We start from the raw sequence: 24,199 nt of genomic DNA, 5'->3' as shown, positions 1-24,199 counted from the left end.
ACCTTTCAGCGGCGGTGCAAAACACCGCCGCTCGTTTACCTGGAGACCATGATGAGCCTGTCCCTGCCATTCGATCCCTCCACCGTCATGCCGGAAGAGGGCGCGCCTGCGCCGGACCGCCTGATTTCAGGCGACCCGCGCTTCACCACCTGGAACATCGAGGAAGCGGACGGTGGCATCTATGCCGGCATCTGGCAGTCGACGCCCGGCAAGTGGCGGATCTCTTACGATGAATGGGAATACTTCCACATTCTCGAAGGCCACTCTGTTGTCACCGAAGACGGCGGTGAGCCGATCCATCTCAAGGCAGGCGACCGCCTGATCCTCAGACCCGGCTTCAAGGGAACCTGGGAAGTGCTTGAAACGACTCGCAAGGACTACGTCATCCGCCTTTAGGTTGGCATGACATTTCCTGGCATCGGATGTGCGGCAGGTCACTGACGGTGGATCAACGGTCGCGCTAGGAGGCTGCCATCATCTTGCAGCGCCAGGTCATTTGAATGAAAATATTTCGCGTCGCCCTCATCGTCATCGTCGGACTGTCGCTAACCGTCGGTGGCCGCTGGTATGCCTATGTCAGCAACACCAGCAGCCCCTATGACGAAGTGGGAATCGAGATTAACAGCCGACTTCCGCACATTTTCCGCAAATGGGGATGTGACCGGCTGCAGCAGTCTTTTCCGGATAGTGTCCCGCCCTACGGTTGCGGCGCCCCGGATAGCCGGAGCTGGATCTGAACGACTGCGGGCGGACCAATAGGTAATCAACCCGCTTTCAGACGGACCGCTGCCGCCTCGTGTTCTGCTGCCATCGCGGCATCTTCGGCCGAGACCTTCTGAACACTCACGCGGCCGTCGATGCGGGCCATATAGGCCTGAAAGGCCGGGCGTGCCTCGACAAGGCCGAACATGGTCGTCCAGCGCAACGCGATCCCCCAGAGCAGATCCGCGGCCGTAAAGCGCTCGCCGAGCAGGTAGGGGCCTGTCTTCAGCGCTTCCTCCAGCATGTCGATCAGCGATCCGTAGCTGGCATAGGGGGTCTCGTTCATCGATCCCGGCTCGCGCTTCATGTACCGATCGACGACCGCCGGTTCGAAGCAACTGCCGTAGATGAACAGCCAGCGCACATAGGCGCCGCGTTCCGGATCTGTAAGCGCAGGCGCGAGACCCGCTTCGGGGAAAAGATCCGCGAGATAAAGGTAGATGGCGCCCTGTTCGGTGACGAGCGTGTCGCCGACGCGCACCGCCGGCACCTTGCCGAGCGGGTTGATCGCCAGATAGGCCGGCTGCCGCTGCTCGCCCGCCTTCATGTTCAAAACATGCATGGCGTACGGCACCTTCAGTTCCTCAAGCAGCACGCGTGCGCCGGTGGCACGGGTCTGGGGCGAGTAGAAGAGGGTGATCGGCTGGTTCTTGGTCATCGTGTGTCTCCCTTTGAAATGCACCACGCCATGAAGGCGTTGAAGGGAGAATGCGCCGGCATACCTGTCAGATTATGTCAGGTTGGATTAGCATAATCGTCGAAACGAGGATTTTTCGATGCGGGCGAGCCGGCTCATCAACATACTGACGACGCTGCAAGCCAAGGGACTGGTGACCGCCGAGGCGCTGGCCGAGGAAAACGACGTCTCGGTGCGCACCATCTACCGCGATGTCGATGCCCTCTCGCTGTCAGGTATCCCCGTTTACAGCGAACGCGGCTCCGACGGTGGCTACCGCCTGCTGGACGGGTACCGCGTCCGTCTGAACGGCCTCACCCCTGCAGAGGCGGAGGCCATGTTCCTCTCCGGTATCCCCGGTGCCGCTGCCGATCTTGGCCTCGGCTCGCTGATGGCCGGCGCCCAGAAAAAGCTCACCGCTGCCTTGCCGGAGGATCTGCGTGAAAGCGCGCGGCGCATGCAGTCGAAGTTTCATCTCGATGCGCCCGCCTGGCTCGCGGAGGGTGAGCAGCCCGTCTATCTCCAGGCCATTGCGGATGCGGTCTGGAACTCCAAGCGCATCCGCATGCACTATCGCTCGTGGAAGGCGGAGAAGAAACGCGTCGCAGAACCGCTCGGCATCGTGATGAAGGGTGGCGCCTGGTATCTCGTGGCGCGGGTCGACGACACACCGCGCACTTATCGCATCTCACGAGTGCTCGATCTCCTCGTCACCGAGGAGCGCTTCGACTGGCCGAGAGATTTTGATCTCGCCGAATACTGGAACGAAAACACGCGTCGGCTTGAACTGGAGCTTTACCCCAATTGGGCGACCATTCGCCTTTCGCCCTGGGGCCTGAAGGAAATCGAGCACATGGCGCCGCCTTACGTACGCGCCAACCTCGAATTCATCGGAGAAGCCGACGAGCGCGGCTGGCGCACGGTCCGGCTCCCCGTGGCACATGAGCGAATGGCCGTGTCGGAAATGCTGAAGCTGGGAACGGAAGTCGAGGTCCTCAACCCGCCAGATCTGCGTCTCGCCATGCGTCAGGCCGTTGAAGCCCTGACGGCCCGCTATGTCGACGCAGCCGACCTCACCAGGTGAGGTCGAGCCGCTCCAGACCGTGGAAATGATAGACGTCTTTGACCGTCGGCGTTTCTGCAATCTTCAACCCCGGCAACCGCTTGAAAAGCAGCGGCAGCACGATGTTGAGTTCGAGCCGCGCAAGCGGCGCACCGATGCAGAAATGAATGCCGGCGCCGAAGGAGAGATTGGCCCCTTCATCGCGACCCGGCTTGAATGTCAGCGGATCCGGAAATTTCTGCGGATCGAGATTGGCGGCGGCGAGAATCAGGCTCACCTTGTCTCCGCGCTTGAAGGACACGCCGTCGATTTCGCAGGGCTCCAGGCACCAGCGCTGGAAGATATGCACCGGCGCGCCGATCCGAAGCGTCTCCTCGACAGTCCGCTCCGTCGTCTTCTCGTCGGTGAAGAGCGTCGACGGGTCGATCCCGCTTTCGAGGATCACGCGGACCGAATTGCCGATCTGGTGCACGGTTGCCTCGTGGCCGGCATTAAGCAGCACTATGGTTGTCGAGATCAGCTCGTCCTCGGTGAGGAACTGACCCTTGTGCTCCGTGTGGATCATATGGCTGAGCAGATCGTCGCGCGGCTCGGCCCGTCTCTCGGCGATCACTTCGCGCACATAGTCCGCGAACTCCTTGGCAGAGCGATCCGCGGCCTCCTCGTCGGCGCGTGTCCGCTTGAACATGTACATGCCGACATAGTCGTGGCTCCATTTCAGGAGCTGCGGACCCATGTCTTCGGGTATGCCGATCATCCGTGCGATCATTGTTACCGGAATGATGTCGGCGAAACTCGCCAGAAGCTCCGTCCTGCCATCCCTCTCGAAATCGTCGATCAGCCGGTTGGCAAGTGCCTCGATCTCCGGGGTCATCTTCTCGACATGGCGGGAGACGAAGGCGCGGTTGACGAGCGTGCGCAGCCGCGTGTGCTCCGGCGGCTCGATTTCGAGCAGCGAATGCTCCTCGGCCTTGTCGAAATGCCGGGTGTGCTCAGCGGGTTCTGGCATGCCCAGCTCCTCGCGTGTCGCAATATGCAGGATCTGCCGGCCGAAGCGGCGATCGCGCAGCAGCGCATTCACATGGTCATAGCCAGTGAAGAACCACTGCTTCTGCTCCTCCCAGTAGAAGGTCGGACATTGCGCATGGAGCGCTGCGTAAGTGCGGTTCGGATCGCCATAGAAGGCGGGATCACGAGCATCGAGCGAAACCCGGCGGGTGGCCGGATCGATGGAGAGAAAGGAAGTCTGTGTCATGCTGTCCTGTTTAGTCTTTGCAGTCCGTCGCGCAAGGGGAAGGGGCGGCGCTCAGTCGTCCAGCTTGTGGGCAACGGCGGAGATGCGATTGAGAATGGCCACCTGCCGGTCGGCCTGGCGGTCGACGTCGTCGAGGGGGCGCTCTTCGCGGGATGGCGGAACGGTCACGATCCGGTTGCCGGCCCGAACCGAGGTGCGGTTTCGCCCCTGCGCCTTCGCCGTATAAAGCGCGAGATCCGCCTCCGACAGGAGATGGTCCAGATTGGCCGTCCGAAGTGGGCTGATCGAGATGCCGACGCTGGTGGTGACCGAGATCGGCTCTTCACCGGTCGGAATGCTGCGGTCGGCAAGCGCGAGCCGCACGGTTTCGGCAAACAGCGCCGCATCCCGTGGCTCCGAGATCGCAAGCACGGCCGCAAATTCCTCGCCGCCGGTGCGCGCGAAGACCGCTCGCTGCGGAAGCAGCGACAGGCAGACATCGGCAAATTCCTGCAGCACGCGGTCCCCGGTCGTGTGTCCATGCCGATCATTGATCTGCTTGAAGTGATCGAGGTCGAAAACCAGGACCCCGAGCGTGTCGAGGGGAGAGCTCTCCACCAGTCCCTGATAGGCCTCGGAAAAGCCGCGTCTATTCAGCACGCCCGTGAGCGGGTCTGTCCGGACCAGCGCCTGCAACTGCTCCTGCGACCGGTCCATCATGATCTTCGCCAGGATGACGACTGACGTGATGAAGCCGATCAGCGCGATCGTTCCCATCCACACGCCGACGAAGTTATCGGCGAAACTGGTCGGACGGCGGAAGACGACGAAGACGGCGAAGCCCGCGCAGGCAACCGCCTGGGTCACCCAGTTAATCGTCAGGAAGGCGCGGTAGCGACCGGAACTGAAGCTGGCCCGTGCGGCGATGAAGGCGAGTATCGCAAAGCCGAGGGTCGCCGCGACATTGTAGAGCGAAACCCGAAGCGCGAAGTCGGCGCGGATGAAGGGCACGAGATTGCCGAGGAACCACACCAGCGTCGGAGCCCAGGCAACCAGCGGGAGCCGGCGATGGTCGAGCGTCGAAAGCCCCTTGGCCCAGAGGCCGAAGGCGAGAAGCGAGATGGTATTGGCGACCTGGATCGAGATGAAATCCGGGATTTGGCCGCGAAGACCAACGAGTCCAAGGCCGCTGGCGTGGATGAGGAAGCCGATACCGAACCACAGGAAATACTTGTGATCCCGCGCGTGCAGCCAAATGGCCATAAGCAGAATTGCGAACGTGCTGGTCTGGACGACCCACAGCAAGAACGCGGTCTTCACGTCGATCACGATGCAGTTCCTGAAATGATTTCGGTAGACTATCGCACCAGAATGGCCCATGCCGGTTAAACAGTCACTATGAAAACCTGCAGGATTTGGTGGGTTATTCGAACTGCGCCGTCGGCGGAGTTACCGAAATTTCACCATGTTAGCCTTTTCTTGTGCATCGATGCGACGCGATCCCTCCCGTAGTGCAGGTGCGTGGCCGGAAACTCAGGATCTGCAGTGCTGAGCGCAATCCGACCATTAAGGATATCCGGTCCTCATGTCTTGAATGTCGGGGTGCGGACACTCTATGTAGGGATTGACAAAGATTACGTGATTCCCGCCACCGGATGTGCCGGGGAGAGGCTTAAAAAGGACCGACATGAGAAATCCCGTTGATACCGCTCTCGCTCTGGTGCCGATGGTCGTCGAGCAGACCAACCGTGGCGAGCGCTCCTACGACATCTTTTCTCGACTGCTGAAGGAGCGGATCATCTTCCTGACGGGGCCGGTCGAAGACACGATGGCGTCGCTCGTCTGCGCCCAGCTTCTCTTCCTCGAAGCCGAGAACCCGAAGAAGGAAATCGCCATCTACATCAATTCGCCGGGCGGTGTCGTCACCTCCGGTATGGCGATCTACGACACGATGCAGTTCATCCGTCCGGCCGTATCGACGCTCTGCATCGGTCAGGCCGCGTCCATGGGTTCGCTGCTGCTCGCCGCTGGCGAAAAGGGCATGCGCTTCGCAACGCCGAACTCGCGTATCATGGTTCACCAGCCTTCGGGCGGCTTCCAGGGCCAGGCATCCGACATCGAGCGCCATGCTCGTGACATTATTAAGATGAAGCGTCGCCTGAACGAGGTCTATGTCAAGCACACCGGCAAGACATATGACGAAGTCGAGAACACGCTTGATCGTGACCACTTCATGGAATCGAGCGAAGCCAAGGACTGGGGTATCATCGACCGCATCCTGACCTCGCGTGCCGAAATGGAAGGCGTTGCGCCGTCGGCCTGATCCAGGCGAGCCATATGCCGGTATCGGGTCGATGCCGGCAGACGTGATGGCAAGCAGGGTTTAAAGTCGGCGCAAAAGCGCTAATAGTAAGATTAAGGCTATGTTGAATCTTTGTGACATAGTCTGCCGAGACTGGGAGTTTTCGTTGCCGCCGCTCCGACAAGGTCGGATCGGCTAGTAGCTCCGGATCGGAAGAGGTTCCCCCCAACGGCGGCGGAGGGAACCGGACAGTGTGAGTGACCGCCCTGCCGTGACTGCGGTGGCGCGGCGTGCTGGAAGGATAAAGACATGAGCAAAGTCAGCGGAAGCAACGGCGGTGACTCCAAGAATACCCTTTATTGTTCCTTCTGCGGCAAGAGCCAGCACGAGGTCCGCAAGCTGATTGCCGGACCGACTGTGTTCATCTGCGATGAATGCGTCGAACTCTGCATGGACATCATCCGCGAAGAGAACAAGTCTTCGATGGTCAAGTCCCGCGACGGCGTTCCCACGCCGCAGGACATCATAAAGATCCTCGACGAATACGTGATCGGTCAGAAGCAGGCGAAGAAGATCCTGTCTGTGGCCGTGCACAACCACTACAAGCGCCTCTCGCACGCCTCAAAGGGCGGTGACGTCGAACTGGCGAAGTCGAACATCATGCTCGTCGGCCCGACCGGCTGCGGCAAGACCTATCTTGCCCAGACGCTGGCCCGCATCATCGACGTGCCCTTCACCATGGCGGATGCCACGACCCTGACCGAAGCCGGTTATGTCGGTGAAGACGTCGAAAACATCATCCTGAAGCTCCTTCAGTCCGCGGACTACAATGTCGAGCGCGCCCAGCGCGGCATCGTCTACATCGACGAAGTCGACAAGATCTCCCGCAAGTCGGACAATCCTTCGATCACCCGCGACGTGTCAGGCGAGGGCGTTCAGCAGGCGCTTCTGAAGATCATGGAAGGTACGGTTGCCTCCGTTCCTCCGCAGGGTGGCCGCAAGCATCCGCAGCAGGAATTCCTGCAGGTGGATACGACCAACATCCTGTTCATCTGCGGCGGCGCATTTGCCGGCCTCGACAAGATCATCTCTGCCCGTGGCGAAAAGACCTCGATCGGTTTTGGCGCAACGGTGAAGGCGGAAGACGATCGTCGCGTTGGCGAAGTCCTGCGCGAACTGGAGCCGGAAGACCTGGTCAAGTTCGGCCTCATCCCGGAATTCATCGGTCGTCTGCCGGTTCTGGCAACGCTCGAAGATCTGGACGAGGATGCGCTGATCCAGATCCTGTCGGAGCCAAAGAACGCGCTCGTCAAGCAGTACCAGCGCCTGTTCGAGATGGAAGACGTGGAACTGACGTTCCACGAGGACGCACTTCGCGAGATCGCCCGCAAGGCGATCACACGCAAGACCGGCGCCCGTGGTCTTCGCTCGATCATGGAAAAGATCCTGCTTGACACGATGTTCGAACTGCCGGAACTGGAAGGCGTTCGCGAAGTCGTCATCTCCGACGACGTCGTCAACGGCAATTCCCGCCCGCTCTACATCTATGCCGATCGCCAGGAAGAGAAGGCCAACGCCTCCGCCTGATCGGTCCGGATCGATTGCAGCGAAAAGCCCGCCCTTGTGGCGGGCTTTTCCGTTTCAGACGATCTTTTTTGGTGCTGCCTGTGGTTATCTCCGGACCCCTTGTCCATTTACGGTATTCCGCTGTTGTCAGGCCCGTCGATTGGGCTAGAACAGGGGTGAGTGAACGCTTGAGTTCTGCGTCGCCGTTAACCGCGTATCCGCGTCCCCGATCATCCATGCGACGACCGGCTGCCTTTCAGGCGACGAAGTGACGCGCATGGTTCGCATCAGGTCCGCAATGTAGTGTGAAAGCGGGCAGGGTCTGTCATGCTGATGTCACAGATTCGGGTTGGGCACGGGCAGCAGGCTTGAATTGGCGGGAACGCCACTCCACTTGTTGGAGGATCGAAAAATATGCCTGACGCCTCTTCTGGGTCGGCATGGAGTCCCGGTTTCCCCGGGACGTTTGAAAGGAAGTGAAATGACGAATACGTCAGCTGCAAACGAGGTGAACACCTATCCGGTGCTGCCTCTGCGCGACATCGTGGTGTTTCCTCACATGATCGTTCCGCTGTTCGTCGGCCGTGAAAAGTCCATTCGCGCTCTGGAAGAGGTGATGGGCTCCGACAAGCAGATCATGCTGGCCACGCAGATCAATGCCAGTGACGACGATCCGGCCCCGGACGCCATCTACGAAGTCGGCACCGTCGCCAATGTCCTCCAGCTCCTGAAGCTGCCCGACGGCACCGTGAAGGTGCTGATCGAAGGACGTGCGCGCGCCAAGGTCGAGGCCTACACGGCCCGCGAAGATTACTACGAGGCGAAGGCCCGTATCCTGGCAGAGCCGGATGAAGATGCCGTCGAGATCGAGGCCCTGTCTCGCTCGGTGGTCTCGGAGTTCGAGAACTACGTGAAGCTGAACAAGAAGATCTCTCCCGAGGTTGTCGGTGCCGCAAGCCAGATCGAGGATTACTCGAAGCTTGCCGACACGGTCGCCTCGCATCTCTCTATCAAGATCACCGAAAAGCAGGAAATGCTGGAAACGGTGAGCGTGAAGACGCGCCTTGAAAAGGCGCTCGGCTTCATGGAAGGCGAGATCTCCGTTCTCCAGGTCGAGAAGCGTATCCGCTCGCGCGTCAAGCGCCAGATGGAGAAGACCCAGCGCGAGTACTACCTCAACGAACAGATGAAGGCGATCCAGAAGGAACTCGGCGACGGCGAAGACGGCCGTGACGAGATGGCCGAACTGGAAGAGCGCATCGCCAAGACCAAGCTTTCCAAGGAAGCCAAGGAAAAGGCCGATGCCGAGCTGAAGAAGCTGCGTCACATGAGCCCGATGTCGGCGGAAGCCACCGTCGTGCGCAACTATCTCGACTGGCTGCTGGGCCTTCCCTGGGGCAAGAAGTCGAAGGTCAAGATCGACCTCAACGCGGCTGAAAAGACCCTCGATGAGGACCATTTCGGTCTCGACAAGGTCAAGGAACGCATCGTCGAATATCTGGCCGTCCAGGCCCGTGCGACGAAGTTGAAAGGCCCGATCCTGTGCCTCGTCGGCCCTCCGGGCGTCGGCAAGACCTCGCTCGCCAAGTCGATCGCCAAGGCGACCGGCCGCGAATACGTGCGCATGGCCCTCGGTGGCGTCCGTGACGAAGCCGAGATCCGCGGTCACCGCCGGACCTATATCGGCTCCATGCCCGGCAAGATCGTGCAGTCGATGAAGAAGGCCAAGAAGTCCAACCCGCTCTTCCTGCTCGACGAGATCGACAAGATGGGCATGGATTTCCGTGGCGACCCTTCGTCGGCTCTGCTCGAGGTGCTGGATCCGGAACAGAACTCGACCTTCATGGACCACTATCTCGAAGTGGAATATGACCTGTCGAACGTCATGTTCGTGACGACCGCCAACACGCTGAACATCCCGGGTCCGCTGATGGACCGTATGGAGATCATCCGTATTGCCGGTTACACCGAGGATGAGAAGCTCGAGATCGCCAAGCGGCACCTGCTGCCCAAGGCGATCAAGGAACACGCCCTGCGTCCGGAAGAGTTCTCCGTGGCGGATTCGGCGATCATGGCGATCATCCAGCAGTATACCCGCGAAGCCGGCGTGCGTTCCTTCGAGCGCGAGCTGATGAAGCTCGCCCGTAAGGCCGTCACCGAAATCATCAAGGGCAAGGTGACCTCGGTTGCCGTGACCGGTGAGAACATCAACGAATACCTGGGCGTTCCGCGCTTCCGCCACGGCGAAGCCGAGGGCGAAGACCAGGTGGGCGTTGTCACGGGTCTTGCCTGGACGGAAGTGGGCGGCGAACTGCTCACCATCGAAGGCGTCATGATGCCCGGCAAGGGCCGCATGACGGTCACGGGCAACCTGAAGGAAGTGATGAAGGAATCGATTTCCGCTGCGGCATCCTATGTCCGTGCGCGCGCCGTCGATTTCGGCATTGAGCCTCCGCGCTTCGACAAGTCGGACATCCACGTCCACGTGCCGGAAGGTGCAACTCCGAAGGATGGTCCGTCGGCCGGTATCGCCATGGCAACCGCCATCGTCTCCATCATGACCGGCATTCCGGTCTCGAAGGATGTCGCAATGACGGGCGAAGTCACATTGCGTGGCCGCGTCCTGCCGATCGGTGGCCTCAAGGAAAAGCTGCTCGCAGCACTTCGTGGTGGCATCAAGAAGGTTCTGATCCCGGAAGAGAACGCCAAGGATTTGGCAGACATCCCGGACAACGTGAAGAACAACATGGAGATCATCCCTGTGTCCCGTATGGGCGAGGTGATCCGTCATGCGCTGGTTCGCGTGCCTGAACCGATTGAATGGGACGGAACCGTCGAAACGCCGGCAATCGGCGTGGTTGATGGAACCGACGAAACCGGTGCAACAGTCGCTCACTGAGGCAATTCTGCCATAAGTGAGCCACAAAGCTCCAAAACCGACAAAAAGGCTGGCATTTTTGCCAGCCTTTTTTGTGAAAAGCCGCTTAAAAGGCTTGTTTTCCGGGGCTTTCGGGTGCTTTTGAGTTGCGAAGGGCAGAAGCTTTCGTATTCTCCGCCCGACTTAATCATTTGAGTCGTTTCATACCAATCAGAAAGGGTGGAAACATGAACAAGAACGAACTCGTATCCGCGGTCGCCGAGAAGGCTGGCCTCACCAAGGCTGACGCAGCCTCTGCCGTTGATGCCGTTTTTGAAACGGTCCAGGCTGAACTGAAGAACGGCGGCGACATTCGTCTCGCTGGCTTCGGCGCCTTCACCGTCGCCCGTCGCGAAGCCTCCAAGGGCCGCAACCCGTCCACCGGCGCTGAAGTCGATATCCCGGCTCGTAACGTCCCGAAGTTCACGGCCGGCAAGGGCCTGAAGGACGCTGTCAACAGCTGATCCGTCGTGACCGTCGCCACCCTTCGGTGCCGATGGTCAGCTGACATCTCTGGTGAGCCCGGCCCCGTGCCGGGCTTTCTTTTTGCGCTCTTGCGCTGCAGCATGGGCTGTCATATTTCTATTGCGCCGGATTGTCCGGCATTCGTTCTCAGGGCGGGGTGAAACTCCCCACCGGCGGTAAAGGGGTAGCCCCAAGCCCGCGAGCGCCTGTTTCTCCTCAAGGGGAGGGCAGGGTCAGCAGATCCGGTGTAACTCCGGAGCCGACGGTTAAAGTCCGGATGAAAGAGAATGAGGTCAGGCTGTGCCTTCGTCGGTTCCTCGGATCCGGTGTGGGCCCTGCTGCGTGCTGCCGTTCCCCGTTCGGGGCCGGTCTTAGCGTCCTCATCTGTCCTGATTTGTGTTGGTCCTTTGGATTAAGGAAAAATGACATGAATCAGAGCTCGGTTTCAATTCTGCGCTCCCGGGCCGTTGTCGGTGCCGGATTTATGGTTTTGGCAGGCGTTGCCTTTGCCATTCTCAATGTCGTCACGCAGTGGCTCTCGATGACGCTCGGCTTTCCGCCGGCCTCGACCGCCTTCTGGCAATACGGCTTTGCTCTCGTCCTCTCTCTTCCGCTGCTCTTCCGGCTCGGCCTGCGCGCCATGAAGACCGCCTATCCGGTCCGCCACATCCTGCGCGTCCTGCTCGCCGCCTTCGGCGTTCAAGCCTGGGTGACGGGCCTTGCCACCGTGCCGATCTGGCAGGCCATCGCGCTCGTCATGACCTCGCCCTTCTTCATCATCATCGGCGCACGCCTCTTCCTTGGTGAGACCGTCGGTCGCGACCGTTGGCTGGCGACGCTGACGGGCTTTGTCGGTGCAATGATCATCCTCCAGCCATGGTCGGACACGTTCACCCTGGCAGCCCTCCTGCCGGTGCTCTCCGCGCTGCTTTGGGGTGGCTCGTCTCTGATCATGAAGAACCTCACCCATTACGAGGCGCCGGAAACCGTGACCGTCTGGCTTCTGGTTCTGCTGACCCCGATCAATGCCGGCCTGGCGGTCGCGGGTGGCTTCGTCGTGCCGGAGGGGCTGACACTCTGGCTGCTTCTGGGCGCAGGCCTCCTCACAGCCCTCGGCCAGTATCTGCTGACGCTCGCCTACAACGCTGCCGATGCGGCCTATGTGCAGCCGTTTGACGATCTGAAACTGCCACTCAATGTCTTCGCCGGCTGGATCGTTTTCGGCTATGCACCGAGCGGCTATCTGTGGCTCGGCGCGCTGCTCATCCTCGGTGCGTCGCTGTTCCTGATGCTGCGTGAGGCGGGCAAGGAAACATCGCCAGCCTGATCAGCAGGTAAATGTCGGATCGACATCGTGCTGTCATCCGACTGTCATCGGACTGGCTCAGAAACCTCTTGTTCCATTTCTGGATACTGGAGGTTTCCCGATGACCCATGGTCTCTCCCGCGTCGCCCTGACGGCGGCGCTCTTTGCATCCGTGGCCCTGCCGGCCGCTGCCGAACAGGTCTTCAACCGTATCGCCACTTTCCCCGTCGCCGCCAACCTGCCGGCCGACAAGGAAAAGCTCTCGACGACCTCGGCCGAGATCATCACGGCCTCGGAAGACGGCAACACGCTGATCTATTCCGACAGCCCGCTCGGCGGCATCGGCTTCATCGACATCACCGACGCAAAGGCACCGAAGGCTGCCGGCGCTTTGATGATGGACGGCGAGCCGACATCCGTTTACGTGGCTGGCGCTAAGGTTCTTGTCGGCGTGAACACGTCCGAGAGCTTCACCAGCCCGTCGGGCAAGCTCGCTGTCGTCGACATCGCCTCCAAGGCGATCGACGCCACCTGCGACATCGGCGGTCAGCCGGATTCTGTTGCCGTTTCCAAGGACGGCTCTTTCGTCGCGATCGCGATTGAGAACGAGCGTGACGAGGAAGTCAACGACGGCGCCCTGCCACAGATGCCGGCCGGCGACCTCGTCATCATCTCGCTGAAGGACGGCGTTGCCGATTGCGGTACCATGAAGCGCGTCGCACTGACCGGTCTCGCTGAAGTCGCCCCTGATGATCCGGAGCCGGAATTCGTCGCGATCAACAGCCTCGGCGAAATCGCCGTCACGCTGCAGGAAAACAACCACATTGCCATCGTTGACGGCAAGACGGGTGAGGTGAAGGCCCATTTCTCCGCCGGCACCGTTGACCTTGAAGGTATCGACACCAAGTCGGAAGGCGCTCTGAAGTTCTCAGGCTCCAAGGAAGGCGTTCCGCGCGAGCCTGACGCCGTGAAGTGGCTCGACGATAACCGCTTGGTCGTTGCCAACGAAGGTGACTGGAACGGCGGTTCGCGTGGCTTCACCATCTTCGACAAGACCGGCAAGGTTACTTACGAAGCCGGCGCTTCGCTCGAAATGGCGATCGCCCAGATCGGCCACTTCCCCGACAAGCGCGCCCGCTCCAAGGGCGTCGAGCCGGAAGGCCTGGAAGCCGCAACCTTCGGCGATCAGAACTACTTCTTCGTCCTCGCCGAGCGTTCCTCGGTCGCCGCTGTCTACAAGGACACGGGCGCCGAGCCGGAACTCACCCAGCTTCTGCCGTCGGGCGTCTCCCCGGAAGGTGCCGTCGCCATCCCCTCGCGCAACCTGCTGGTCACCGCCAACGAAGTTGACCTCGGCGAAGACGGCGGCCCGCGTTCGCATGTCATGCTCTATGAGCTGGCAGAAGGCACGCCCGCCTATCCGATGATCCAGTCTGCCATGGTCGATGGCGCACCGATCGGCTGGGGCGCTCTCTCGGGTCTCGTCGGCGATGCCGAAAAGGCAGGCACGCTCTACGCCGTCAATGACAGCTTCTACGCCATGCAGCCGTCGATCTTCACGATCGATGCTTCGCAGAAGCCTGCTGTCATCACCTCGGCGCTGCCGATCACCCGTGGTGGCTCTGCGGCCCAGAAGCTCGACATCGAGGGCATCACCCTCGACGGCAAGGGCGGCTTCTGGCTGGCATCGGAAGGCGATCCGGCCAAGCTCGTCGGCCACGGTCTCTACAATGTCGACGCCAAGGGTGAGATCAAGGCCGAGATCGGCTTCCCCACTGAACTGCTCGCCGGCCAGACCCGCTTCGGCCTAGAAGGCATCACCGCGATCGGTTCCGGCGACGACATGACGCTCTGGATGGCCGTTCAGCGCGAATGGGGCGATGACGAGAAGGGCTCGGTCAAGCTTCTCTCCTACAACCCCAAGTCCAAGGAATGGGGCGCTGTTCGCTATCCGCTCGAGGCTGCTGGCGAAGGTTGGGTCGGCCTGTCGGAAATCACCGCTCATGGCGACCATGTCTACATCGTCGAGCGCGACAACCAGGTGGGTGACAATGCGAAGCTGAAGAAGCTCTACCGCGTCGCCATCGCCGACCTGAAGCCTGCCAAGATCGGCGAAGAGCTGCCGACGGTCACCAAGGAAGAAGTCCACGACTTCATCCCGGACCTGAAGGCCGCCACGAACGGTTACGTCGTCGACAAGCTCGAAGGCTTCGCCTTCGACGCCTCGGGCAAGGCCTTCGCCGTCACCGACAACGACGGTGTGGATGACTCCTCGGGCGAGACTTTGTTCTGGGAAGTGAACCTGCAGGGTACCAACTGATCGAAAGATCAGAGCACGTAAAACAAAAGAGGCCGGGTGATCGCTCACCCGGCCTCTTTCTTTGAACCCTTTAGCGTCTTACCAGCGATGGTGCACATGCGGCGCGATCAGCCGCTCATAGACCTCGCGCGACGCTGCCATGACATCGGCAGACAGGGCGGCGAGATCGGAGGCGGCAGCATTTGCCTTGGCCTGCTCGCCGTTGCGGGCGCCAGGAATGACGACCGTGACGGCCTCGTGCATCAGGATCCAGCGGAGTGCGAACTGCGCCATGGACGCGCCTGCGGGGACCAGCTTGCGGACTTCCTCAACCGCTGCGAGACCCGTCTCGAAGGGAACGCCCGCAAAGGTCTCGCCCACATCGAAGGCTTCGCCATTGCGGTTGAAGTTGCGATGGTCTTCTGCTGCAAACTGTGTGTTGGCGTTGATCTTGCCCGAAAGCAGACCGCTTGCCAGCGGCACGCGCGCAATGACCGCGACGTTGCGGCGCTTGGCTTCCTGGAAGAACAGGGCAGCCGGGCGCTGGCGGAACATGTTGAAGATGATCTGCACCGAGACGACGCCCGGATATTCGATCGCCTTGAGCGCTTCCTCGACCTTTTCGACCGACACACCGTAATGCTTGATCTTGCCGGCCTTGCGGATCTCTTCGAGCCCCTCGAACATCTCCTGACGATAGTAGACGTCGGTCGGCGGGCAGTGCAGCTGCACGAGGTCGAGGCTGTCGATTTCGAGGTTCTGCAGCGACCGATCGATGAAGGCCTCGATATTGGCCTTGGTGTAGCCATCAGCCACATGCGGGTTGAGCCTCCGACCGGCCTTGGACGCCACCATGGGCCGTTTGCCGCCACGCGCCTTCAGCACCTCGGCGATGATCTTCTCCGAACGACCGTCGCCATAGACGTCTGCCGTGTCGATGAAGGTCATGCCCGCGTCCAGGGCCACATTGAGCGCAGCACGGCCGTCGGCCTCCGACACTTCGCCCCAGGATCCGCCGATCTGCCAGGCGCCGAAACCGATATCGCTGACGGTAAACTCCGTCCGGCCGAATTTATGTTCTCGCATCGTCATGTCTCTCCCGTGATTGCGGTTTCGAGCTAGCAAGTGGGGCAGGGGGTGGCAAGCTTCAACCGCTCGGATGTCTTGAAGTGATCCGCTTCGGCCCAAGATGCGAATTGCATCACAGGAAGCGAGAGACACGAATGCCGAAGATGATCCGCAAGGGCGATCTGCCCCAGAAAACCTGTCCCGTCTGCCGCAAACCTTTCGCCTGGCGCAAGAAGTGGGAGCGGGATTGGGAGAACGTCGTCTACTGTTCCGAACGATGCCGCCGGACTGGCAAAACCGGAAGCGCCGACAAGCCGTAGACCACTCCAGACACACCAGTGATCGGATACCCATGACAGACCAAGCCCCGGCCTCCGCGCGCCTCGCATTTTACGCGCTTCCGGCGATCCCCATGGCTGCGATCGCGCTTCCCTTCTACATCGTGCTGCCGACCTTCTATGCCGACCACTTCGCCATGTCGCTGGCGACGATTGGGGCCGTCCTGCTCGGTATCCGCCTGATCGATGCGATCACCGATCCCCTGTTCGGCTGGCTTTCCGATCGTGTCCGCTCCCGCTTCGGTCGTCGCCGCTTCTTCTTTCTGATCTCGACGCCGTTGACGGCGCTCGCGGCTTTCATGTTGTTCTGGCCTCCCGAAGATGCCGGCATCGGCTATCTCGCCTTCTGGGGCGTGGCGCTCTCGATCGGCGCTACATGGTCTCTGCTGCCCTACACGGCCTGGGGTGCGGAACTCGCGACGGGATATCAGGCCCGCGTAAAGCTTTCCGCCTGGCGGGAAGGGGCGACCCTCGTCGGCTCGTTGATCGCCATCACGCTGCCCTTCGTCGGCGGCCTGGACACGGCGGTCGGTTTCCATGGTCTTGCATGGATCGCCGTTTTCATCGCCATTGCCCTGCCTCTCGCCGGCCTGCTTGCCGTGGCAAATGTAGCTGAGCCGGTCGACTTCTCCCGGCGCAAGCTGTCCTTGCGGGAAGGCTTCCGCCATCTGTGCGCCAACGGCCCCTTCCTGCGGCTCGCATCCGCCTTCCTGCTGAACAGTTTCGCAAATGCGATCCCCGCATCGCTTTTCATCTATTTCGTCGGGCAGCGGCTGGGTGCTCCCGCCATGCAGGGCCCGCTGCTCTTCACCTATTTCCTCTGCGCCATCGCAGGCGTCCCCCTGGCCGTCGCCACGGCCAAACGGCTGGGCAAACACCGCGCCTGGTGCTTCGCGATGATCCTTGCCTGCGCCGTTTTCTCGGTCGCGGGTTTCCTCGGGGAGGGCGATGTTCTCGCCTTCACCGTCGTCTGCGTCGTCACTGGCCTGCTGCTCGGCTTCGATCTGACGCTGCCCCCGGCGATCCAGGCTGATGTCATTGACAATGATACGGTCTCGTCAGGCGAACAGCGCTCCGGCCTCTATTTCGCCGCCTGGAGTTTCATCACCAAGCTTGCGGTCGCCCTTTCCGCAGGTATCGTCTTCCCGCTCCTCGATCTCGCCGGCTTCATTGGCGACCAGACCGCGACCCAGACGCCGGAGGCACTGACCACGCTGACCGCGCTCTATGCCTTCCTGCCCATTCTCCCGAAACTCGCAGCCATTGCCCTGATGTGGAATTTTTCCCTCGATGAGGCGGCCCATCAAAGGCTGCGGTCGAGCGTTGAAGGCAAGACCCGAGCGCTCCAGCGTCTTTGACAGATCTGTAGCTGGCCGGTAGATCGGCACCTTAAGCTATCGGCGCGCGGCAAACTGACTACTTTGTTCAGTTTCATCGCAGAACGCTGTTGGCGTTCACGGTTTGTCATCTCTGTGTCGTGTTTTATGCTCCACAACCGGCAAAGCCGTGGGCTCGGGTGCAATATTTGGTCGATATAGGTGTTGAATGCGCATTGTGATGATCGGTTCGGGTTATGTCGGCCTGGTGTCGGGAGCCTGTCTGGCGGATTTCGGTCACGAGGTGATCTGTGTCGACAAGTCGACCGAGAAGGTCGAGGCGCTGGAGCGCGGCGAAGTGCCGATCTTCGAGCCGGGCCTCGAGGCCATCATAGCGCATAACCGCGCCTCCGGACGGCTGAGTTTCTCGCTCGACCTCGCAGGTCCGGTCGCCAATGCCGATGTCGTCTTCATCGCCGTCGGCACGCCCTCGCGTCGTGGTGACGGCCATGCTGACCTCACTTACGTCTACGCCGCCGCCCGCGAGATTGCCGCTGCCGTCACCGGCTTCACGGTGGTCGTCACCAAGTCCACGGTACCGGTCGGGACCGGTGACGAGATCGAGCGCATCTTCCGTGAGGAATTCCCCGAGAATGACATCGCTGTCGTCTCGAACCCCGAATTCCTCCGCGAAGGTGCTGCCATCTCGGACTTCAAGCGTCCCGACCGCATCGTCATCGGCACGGGCGACGAACGCGCCACCGAACTCATGCGCGAAGTCTACCGTCCGCTCTATCTCAACGAAGCGCCGCTCTACTTCTGCGAACGTCGGACCTCCGAACTGATCAAATATGCCGCCAACGCCTTCCTCGCGATGAAGATCACCTTCATCAACGAGATCGCCGATCTTTGCGAACATATCGGCGCGGATGTGCAGAAGGTCGCCAAGGGCATCGGCATGGACAAGCGCATTGGCGACAAGTTCCTGCATGCGGGTCCCGGCTATGGCGGCTCCTGCTTCCCGAAGGACACGCTGGCGCTGGTCAAGACGGCCCAGGACTTCGGCAGCCCGATGCGGCTGATCGAGACCACCGTTGCCATCAACGACAACCGCAAGCGCGCCATGGGCCGCAAGGTGATCGCCGCCTGTGACGGCAATGTCCGCGGCAAGAAGATCGCCGTGCTCGGCCTGACCTTCAAGCCGAATACCGATGACATGCGCGATGCCCCGGCCATCACCATCATCCAGGCCCTTCTCGACGGCGGCGCTGACGTCCATGTCTTCGACCCCGAAGGCATGGAGGCGGCCAAGGCGGTGCTCGGGCCCGTGACCTACGGCAAGAATCCATACGAGATCGCGTCCGGTGCCGAGGCGATCGTGGTTGTCACCGAATGGGACGAGTTCCGCGCGCTCGATTTCCGCCGCCTGAAGCAGGAGATGAAGGCGCCCGTCATCGTCGACCTGCGCAACATCTACAAGTCGGACGAAATGGCCAAATACGGGTTCAGCCATTTCCCGATCGGCAAGCGCAAGGCAAAGAACTGAGCATGCATTATTTCATCACCGGCACCGCCGGCTTCATCGGTTTTCATCTCGCCCGTCGCCTGCTGGCCGACGGACATGAGGTCACCGGCTTCGACGGCCTGACGCCCTATTACAACGTCAAGCTCAAGCAGATGCGCCATGCAGCACTTGCGCAGTATCCGGCCTTCCGGCCCGTGATCGCGATGCTGGAGGATCGCAGCGCCGTCGAAGAAGCCATGGCGATGGCGAAGCCGGATGTGGTGATCCATCTCGCGGCCCAGGCGGGCGTGCGCTACAGCCTGGAAAACCCGCAATCCTATCTGACGTCCAACGTTACGGGCTCCTACAACATCATCGAGCTTGCCGAGCGCCACAAGGTCAAGCACCTGATGCTCGCCTCCACCTCGTCGATCTACGGTGCCAACCCGACGGTGCCGTTCCGTGAGACGGATCGCGCCGACGAGCCGCTGACCATCTATGCCGCCACCAAGAAGTCGATGGAGCTGATGGCGCATGCCCATGCCCATCTCTACAAGACGCCGACCACGGCCTTCCGCTTCTTCACCGTCTATGGCCCCTGGGGCCGGCCTGACATGGCGCTCTTCAAGTTCGTCGATCTGATGCTCAACGACCAGCCGATCGAGATCTATGGTGAAGGCCAGATGAGCCGCGATTTCACCTATATCGACGATCTCGTCGAGGCGATCGTGCGAATCTCGCATGTCATCCCGGACGAATCAAATCGCGTTGCCGATGATGGGATCGAGACGCTCTCCCGCCAGGCGCCGTTCCGCCTGGTCAATATCGGCGGCGGCCAGCCGGAAAACCTGATGGACTTCGTCGCATTGGTGGAAAAGGCGCTCGGCCAGTCCGCGATCCGCCACATGCTGCCGATGCAGAAGGGCGACGTGCCGCGCACCTATGCGGCCCCGGATCTCCTGCAGGCGTTGACCGGCTACACGCCGACCACGAAGCTCGAAGACGGCGTAAAGGCCTTCGTCGAATGGTATCTCGAGGCTCGCCCCGAACTGCAGGGGTAAGGGCCTCACTCTGTCCCGTGAATGCCAGCCTTGACTTTCGTGACCGTTAACAGCTGTTCTGGCGCCGAACGGTAGGCTGCGGCGGTTGCCGATAGAGCGGGACGACAGGCATGGACGAGGCAAGCAGCGCAGACACCGAGACCATGAAAGGCGAGGGGCCGCGCGCCCGCGGCTCTGGCACCGAATCGGTCTACAAGGCGCTGCGCCACGAAATCCTGACCATGGAGCGCCCACCGGGCAGCCCGCTCGACGAAACGCGTCTCTCCGAACATTTCGGCATGTCGCGCACACCGATTCGCGAAGCGCTGCTGAGGCTGACCTCCGAAGGCTTGGTCACGAGCCTGCCCAATCGCAACACGATCGTCGCCGTAATCGATTTCTCCAGCCTGCCGACCTATTTCGAGGCGCTCTGCCTGATGTACCGCGTCACCACGCGGGGGGCTGCCCAGCGCTCCGGCGAGGCATGGATGTCAGAGATCGTCCGCCACCAGGAGGCCTTCGCGCAGGCGGTCGAGGCGCAGGACGCCTTTGCCATGATCGAGGCGAACAGGGAATTCCACGTCGCCATCGCCGAACGTGCCGGCAATCCCTATTATACATCCTTCTTCGCCCGCCTGCTCGACGAGGGGCGCCGGATCCTGCGCCTCTACTATCAGACCTTCGATGACCGTCTGCCGCGCCGCTATGTCGAGGAGCATGAGAAGATCATCGAGGCGATCCGATTAGGGGATGTGGAGGAGGCGGACAGGCTGTCGATCGCCCATGCCGACCAGATCGTCCGCCAGATCCAGGATTACGTGGCGCGCAACATCACTGCAGCCGCCAAACTCCCGAACCTCTGACCCCGCTAATCAACCGTTTCAGCAGTCCCTGAAACACGCCCCTTGCTTTTGTCGACAAACTGTATACGGTGAATTCACATCATCAACAGGAGCTTCCCATGACCACTGGCTGGCACGGCGTTTTCCCCGCCGCAACGACTCAATTCCATGAAGATTTCTCTGTCGACATCGACGCCACCCAGCGCGTGCTCGACGCCCTCGTCAACGACGGCGTCAATGGCCTGATCGTCATGGGCACCTGCGGCGAGAACAACTCGCTCGATCCGGAAGAGAAGCGCACCATCTTGAAGGCCGCCGTCGAGGTGGTGAATGGCCGTGTGCCGATCGTCACCGGCGTGTCGGAATTCGACACCCGCCGCGCCTCGGCCTATGCCCGCGATGCGGAAAAGATCGGTGCCGATGGCCTGATGCTGCTGCCGGCCATGGTCTACGTGCCGAAGCCGCATGAACTGATTGCCCATTTCAAGACGGTGGCAGACGCGACCGGCCTGCCGATCATGCTCTACAACAACCCGCCGGCCTACCGCGTCAACATCGGCGCGGAAGTGCTGGAAGCGCTCGACGGCGTGAAGAACATCAAGGCCGTCAAGGAAAGCGCGCCCGATCCGCGCCGTTTCACCGACCTGATCAACGCCTTCGGTGACCGCTACGACATCTTCGCCGGCCTCGACGACGTGGCGCTCGAAGGCCTGATGCTCGGTGCCAAGGGCTGGGTCTCCGGCCTCACCAGCGCCTTCCCGGCCGAATCGGTGGCGCTGGTCGCTGCCGCCGACCGTGGCGACTGGATGGAAGCCCGCCGCATCTACCGCTGGTTCATGCCGCTTCTGCATCTCGATGCCGAGCATGACCTCGTCCAGTCGATCAAGCTCGCCGAACAGATCATGGGCCGCGGCTCCGAACGCGTCCGCATGCCGCGCATGCCGCTTCAGGGTGCCCGCCGTGCAGAAGTCACTGCCATGGTCGAAAAGGCAGCCGCGACCCGCCCGATCGGCGGCAAGTAAGGCTCGAGAGGCTTTGGAAATTTGTGGACCCGCAGATGCAAGTCTGCGGGTCTTTTTCGTGGGTCTCGCATTTGCCGGCAGCCTCTTGATCACCAGCAACTCACGCGCCTGTGACTTTTTCAGGGTCCATCGGCCACCCAGCTTCCCATTCTCACCGAATGTTAACGGCCCGCCTGCGATCCCGGCTTTCTACGTTCCATCAGGGGGTCGAAATATGACGAAGAAGACGAGTGCAGGCTGGCGCGCGCGGTTGCGCTATGAGTTCGACAAGAGCATGGCCGGTGGTGCGATCGCACTGATTGGCTGGCTGGCGCTGATCTCGCTGGTGGTGATCAGCCTGGCTGGCGCCTTCCTTGCGCTTACCGGCATTGCGCCGGAAGGTGGCGAACCGGTGAGCTTCATCGAAGGCACCTGGGAATCGCTGATGCGAACCTTCGATGCAGGCACCATGGGCGGCGACCAGGGTTGGGGCTTCCGGCTCGTCGCACTGGTCGTGACGCTGGCCGGCATCTTCGTCTTCTCAGCCTTGATCGGTGTCATCAGCTCAGGCCTCGAAAACAAGCTCGACGAATTGCGCAAGGGCCGCTCGCGCGTCCTTGAAAGCGACCACACCATCATCCTCAACTGGTCGGCCTCGATTTTCGACGTCATTTCCGAGCTCGTCATCGCTAACCAGAGCCGCCACCGTCCGCGCATTGTCATCATGGCAAACAAGGACAAGGTGGAGATGGAGGAGGAGATCGCCGACAAGGTGGGCGATCTCAAGAACACCAAGATCATCTGCCGCAGCGGCGACCCGACCGATCTCTTCGATCTGTCGATCGTCAACCCGCACACGTCCCGCTCGATCATCGTGCTCTCGCCGGAGAGCGAGGACCCGGATTCCCAGGTCATCAAGTCGGTTCTCGCTCTGGTGAACGACCCCAACCGCCGCCCTGAGCCTTACATGATCGCGGGCGAGATCCGTGATGCGCAGAATACGGAGGTCGCGCGAATCGTTGGCGGCAACGAGTTGCAGCTGGTGCTGGCCGACGATCTCATTTCCCGGATCGTCGTGCATACGAGCCGCCAGTCGGGCCTGTCCGCAGTCTATACCGAACTGCTCGATTTCGACGGCTGCGAGATCTACACGCTTCCCCAGCCGGCCCTCGAGGGCAAGCCATTCGGTGCGGCGGTGATGTCTTACGAGACGAGCACCCTGATCGGCATCTGCGATGCAGAGGGCAAGATCCATCTCAATCCGTCTCCGAATCGCACGATCGCTTCCGGTGAGCGGCTGGTGATCATCGCCGAGGACGACGCATCCATTCAGACCTGGAACGGCGCCCCGCAGATTGCCCAGGGCGCGATCCTGCAGGCTACTCCTCAAGCCCCGACCGCAGAACGTACGCTGGTCCTCGGCTGGAACCGCCGTGGTCCGATTATCGCGTCCGAGCTCGGTCGCTATGTCGCCCCGGGATCCGTTCTCACGGTGGCTGCCAGCACGCCGAAATTCGAGGCCGATATCGCCGCGCTGACCTTGCCGAACGACAATATGAGCGTCTCGCATGTGGTGATCGACACCAGCAGCCGGTCGGCACTCGAAGCGCTCGACATCCCGTCCTACGATCACGTGCTGGTGCTGGGTTACAGCGACGACATGTCGATGCAATCGGCCGATACCCGCACCTTGATCACGCTCCTGCACCTGCGCAAGATCGCCGAGCGCGCCGGCCTCCACATCAATGTAGTGAGCGAGATGACGGATGTCCGCAACCGCGAGCTTGCGGAAGTCACCCGCGCCGACGATTTCGTCGTCAGCAACAAGCTGGTCAGCTTGATGCTGGCCCAGGCCTCCGAGAACGAGTTCATGGCGGCGATCTTCGATGAGTTGCTGGATGTCGAAGGCTCCGAGATCTACATGCGCCCCATGAGCGACTATGTGGATATCTCGCAGCCTGTGAATTTCTTCACGGTCGCCCTCTCGGCGCTCCGTCGCGGCGAAATCGCCATCGGCCACCGCCGCCAGCGGGCAGGGGATGCAGATGAGCGCAATCTCGGCGGCGTCGTCGTGAACCCGAACCGTTTAGAGCTGCTGGCTTACACAGAGAAGGACATGGTGATCGTCCTCGCGCAGGACTGAGGGCGAGAAAGGGGCCGACGAATCGTTCGCCCCACATAGACATCAGCGAACGGACGGGACCGAAGGGTGTCGTCCGTTTTGCGTTTTGCGGAGAAAGACACACTAGCCGATAGCTTAACGCAACGCGCAGGAAGCATAAGCGAACCAACAGCATGCAGTGTGAAGGAAAAATGGTGGGCGATGAGAGACTCGAACTCCCGACATCCTCGGTGTAAACGAGGCGCTCTACCAACTGAGCTAATCGCCCGTGCGCTGACCGGATCATGTCCGCCGCGTCGGTGGCCGTGATCTATGCGGATCGCGCAAAATCTGCAAGAGCGTTTGTGCAGATTTTTTGTTTTTTTGTCATCCGGCCAT

General features: G+C 61.1%; 20 protein-coding genes, 1 tRNA gene and 1 riboswitch. Of the genes, 16 read left to right on the top strand and 5 right to left on the bottom strand.

Annotated elements, in window-relative coordinates; genetic code table 11:
* Positions 1 to 51 precede the first annotated feature (51 nt).
* Both AC02Y0_RS10520 and AC02Y0_RS10515 read left to right on the top strand, forming a co-directional pair.
* Entirely contained in the window at positions 52 to 396 is a 345-nt protein-coding gene (locus tag AC02Y0_RS10520) for a cupin domain-containing protein (protein WP_476383771.1), read from the top strand.
* Between the two features lie 104 nt (positions 397 to 500).
* Positions 501 to 737, top strand: a complete 237-nt coding sequence (locus tag AC02Y0_RS10515; RefSeq protein ID WP_476383770.1) for a hypothetical protein — start codon at positions 501 to 503, stop codon at positions 735 to 737.
* Positions 738 to 763: 26 nt separating this feature from the next.
* Here the strand turns inward: AC02Y0_RS10515 and AC02Y0_RS10510 are convergent, their stop codons facing one another.
* Entirely contained in the window at positions 764 to 1,420 is a 657-nt protein-coding gene (locus AC02Y0_RS10510) for a glutathione S-transferase family protein (RefSeq protein WP_476383769.1), read from the bottom strand.
* A gap of 118 nt (positions 1,421 to 1,538) precedes the next feature.
* Here AC02Y0_RS10510 and AC02Y0_RS10505 point away from each other — a divergent pair, with 118 nt between their 5' ends.
* Positions 1,539 to 2,522 (top strand): helix-turn-helix transcriptional regulator, encoded by a 984-nt coding sequence (locus tag AC02Y0_RS10505; RefSeq protein WP_476383767.1) that lies wholly within the window; start codon positions 1,539 to 1,541, stop codon positions 2,520 to 2,522.
* On the opposite strand, the gene AC02Y0_RS10500 is transcribed toward AC02Y0_RS10505, so the two are convergent.
* Together AC02Y0_RS10500 and AC02Y0_RS10495 are read right to left on the bottom strand one after the other, a co-directional pair.
* Positions 2,512 to 3,756, bottom strand: a complete 1,245-nt coding sequence (locus AC02Y0_RS10500) for a cytochrome P450 (protein ID WP_476383766.1) — start codon at positions 3,754 to 3,756, stop codon at positions 2,512 to 2,514. The two genes, AC02Y0_RS10505 and AC02Y0_RS10500, sit on opposite strands and share 11 nt — an antisense overlap.
* 51 nt (positions 3,757 to 3,807) lie before the next feature.
* Positions 3,808 to 5,064, bottom strand: coding sequence for a GGDEF domain-containing protein (locus tag AC02Y0_RS10495; RefSeq protein WP_476383765.1), 1,257 nt, complete (start codon positions 5,062 to 5,064; stop codon positions 3,808 to 3,810).
* Positions 5,065 to 5,422: 358 nt separating this feature from the next.
* Between AC02Y0_RS10495 and AC02Y0_RS10490 the strand changes: the two genes are divergently transcribed.
* The 6 genes from AC02Y0_RS10490 (at position 5,423) to AC02Y0_RS10465 (ending at position 14,611) form a co-directional block, all read left to right on the top strand.
* The gene (locus AC02Y0_RS10490; protein ID WP_076395723.1) at positions 5,423 to 6,058 is read left to right on the top strand and encodes an ATP-dependent Clp protease proteolytic subunit; all 636 of its coding nucleotides are present in this window, start codon (positions 5,423 to 5,425) and stop codon (positions 6,056 to 6,058) included.
* A 288-nt stretch (positions 6,059 to 6,346) separates the two neighbouring features.
* A complete protein-coding gene (gene clpX / locus AC02Y0_RS10485) occupies positions 6,347 to 7,624 on the top strand; it encodes an ATP-dependent Clp protease ATP-binding subunit ClpX (protein WP_102021304.1) in 1,278 nt (425 codons plus the stop codon).
* Positions 7,625 to 8,084: 460 nt separating this feature from the next.
* On the top strand, positions 8,085 to 10,502 hold the full coding sequence (gene lon, locus AC02Y0_RS10480; RefSeq protein WP_476383764.1) for an endopeptidase La: 2,418 nt from the start codon (positions 8,085 to 8,087) through the stop codon (positions 10,500 to 10,502).
* A 206-nt stretch (positions 10,503 to 10,708) separates the two neighbouring features.
* Positions 10,709 to 10,984: a DNA-binding protein HupB gene (gene hupB / locus AC02Y0_RS10475; protein WP_006727558.1), complete on the top strand. Its 276-nt coding sequence runs from the start codon at positions 10,709 to 10,711 to the stop codon at positions 10,982 to 10,984.
* A 140-nt stretch (positions 10,985 to 11,124) separates the two neighbouring features.
* Positions 11,125 to 11,278, top strand: a riboswitch (FMN riboswitch).
* Between the two features lie 134 nt (positions 11,279 to 11,412).
* Entirely contained in the window at positions 11,413 to 12,312 is a 900-nt protein-coding gene (locus AC02Y0_RS10470) for a DMT family transporter (protein ID WP_476383762.1), read from the top strand.
* Positions 12,313 to 12,412: 100 nt separating this feature from the next.
* A complete protein-coding gene (locus AC02Y0_RS10465) occupies positions 12,413 to 14,611 on the top strand; it encodes an esterase-like activity of phytase family protein (protein WP_476383761.1) in 2,199 nt (732 codons plus the stop codon).
* A 78-nt stretch (positions 14,612 to 14,689) separates the two neighbouring features.
* Here the strand turns inward: AC02Y0_RS10465 and AC02Y0_RS10460 are convergent, their stop codons facing one another.
* Positions 14,690 to 15,676 (bottom strand): aldo/keto reductase, encoded by a 987-nt coding sequence (locus tag AC02Y0_RS10460; RefSeq protein ID WP_476383760.1) that lies wholly within the window; start codon positions 15,674 to 15,676, stop codon positions 14,690 to 14,692.
* Positions 15,677 to 15,813: 137 nt separating this feature from the next.
* Here AC02Y0_RS10460 and AC02Y0_RS10455 point away from each other — a divergent pair, with 137 nt between their 5' ends.
* The 7 genes from AC02Y0_RS10455 (at position 15,814) to AC02Y0_RS10425 (ending at position 23,842) form a co-directional block, all read left to right on the top strand.
* The gene (locus AC02Y0_RS10455; RefSeq protein WP_112242683.1) at positions 15,814 to 15,978 is read left to right on the top strand and encodes a DUF2256 domain-containing protein; all 165 of its coding nucleotides are present in this window, start codon (positions 15,814 to 15,816) and stop codon (positions 15,976 to 15,978) included.
* 32 nt (positions 15,979 to 16,010) lie between these two features.
* A complete protein-coding gene (locus AC02Y0_RS10450) occupies positions 16,011 to 17,354 on the top strand; it encodes an MFS transporter (RefSeq protein ID WP_476383759.1) in 1,344 nt (447 codons plus the stop codon).
* Between the two features lie 187 nt (positions 17,355 to 17,541).
* Positions 17,542 to 18,858, top strand: a complete 1,317-nt coding sequence (locus AC02Y0_RS10445; protein ID WP_476383758.1) for a UDP-glucose dehydrogenase family protein — start codon at positions 17,542 to 17,544, stop codon at positions 18,856 to 18,858.
* Positions 18,859 to 18,860: 2 nt separating this feature from the next.
* Positions 18,861 to 19,877, top strand: coding sequence for an NAD-dependent epimerase/dehydratase family protein (locus AC02Y0_RS10440; protein ID WP_476383756.1), 1,017 nt, complete (start codon positions 18,861 to 18,863; stop codon positions 19,875 to 19,877).
* A gap of 110 nt (positions 19,878 to 19,987) precedes the next feature.
* Positions 19,988 to 20,719 (top strand): GntR family transcriptional regulator, encoded by a 732-nt coding sequence (locus AC02Y0_RS10435; protein WP_476383755.1) that lies wholly within the window; start codon positions 19,988 to 19,990, stop codon positions 20,717 to 20,719.
* 98 nt (positions 20,720 to 20,817) lie between these two features.
* A complete protein-coding gene (locus tag AC02Y0_RS10430) occupies positions 20,818 to 21,720 on the top strand; it encodes a dihydrodipicolinate synthase family protein (protein ID WP_476383754.1) in 903 nt (300 codons plus the stop codon).
* A gap of 214 nt (positions 21,721 to 21,934) precedes the next feature.
* Positions 21,935 to 23,842: a CASTOR/POLLUX-related putative ion channel gene (locus tag AC02Y0_RS10425; protein ID WP_476383753.1), complete on the top strand. Its 1,908-nt coding sequence runs from the start codon at positions 21,935 to 21,937 to the stop codon at positions 23,840 to 23,842.
* Positions 23,843 to 24,013: 171 nt separating this feature from the next.
* On the opposite strand, the gene AC02Y0_RS10420 is transcribed toward AC02Y0_RS10425, so the two are convergent.
* Positions 24,014 to 24,089 (bottom strand) — tRNA-Val (locus tag AC02Y0_RS10420).
* Positions 24,090 to 24,199 lie beyond the last annotated feature (110 nt).

The organism is Allorhizobium sp. nf9_anc (assembly GCF_056323085.1).
The sequence above is the reverse complement of the archived record's forward strand: the minus strand, read 5'-3'. Positions and strand labels throughout refer to the sequence as shown.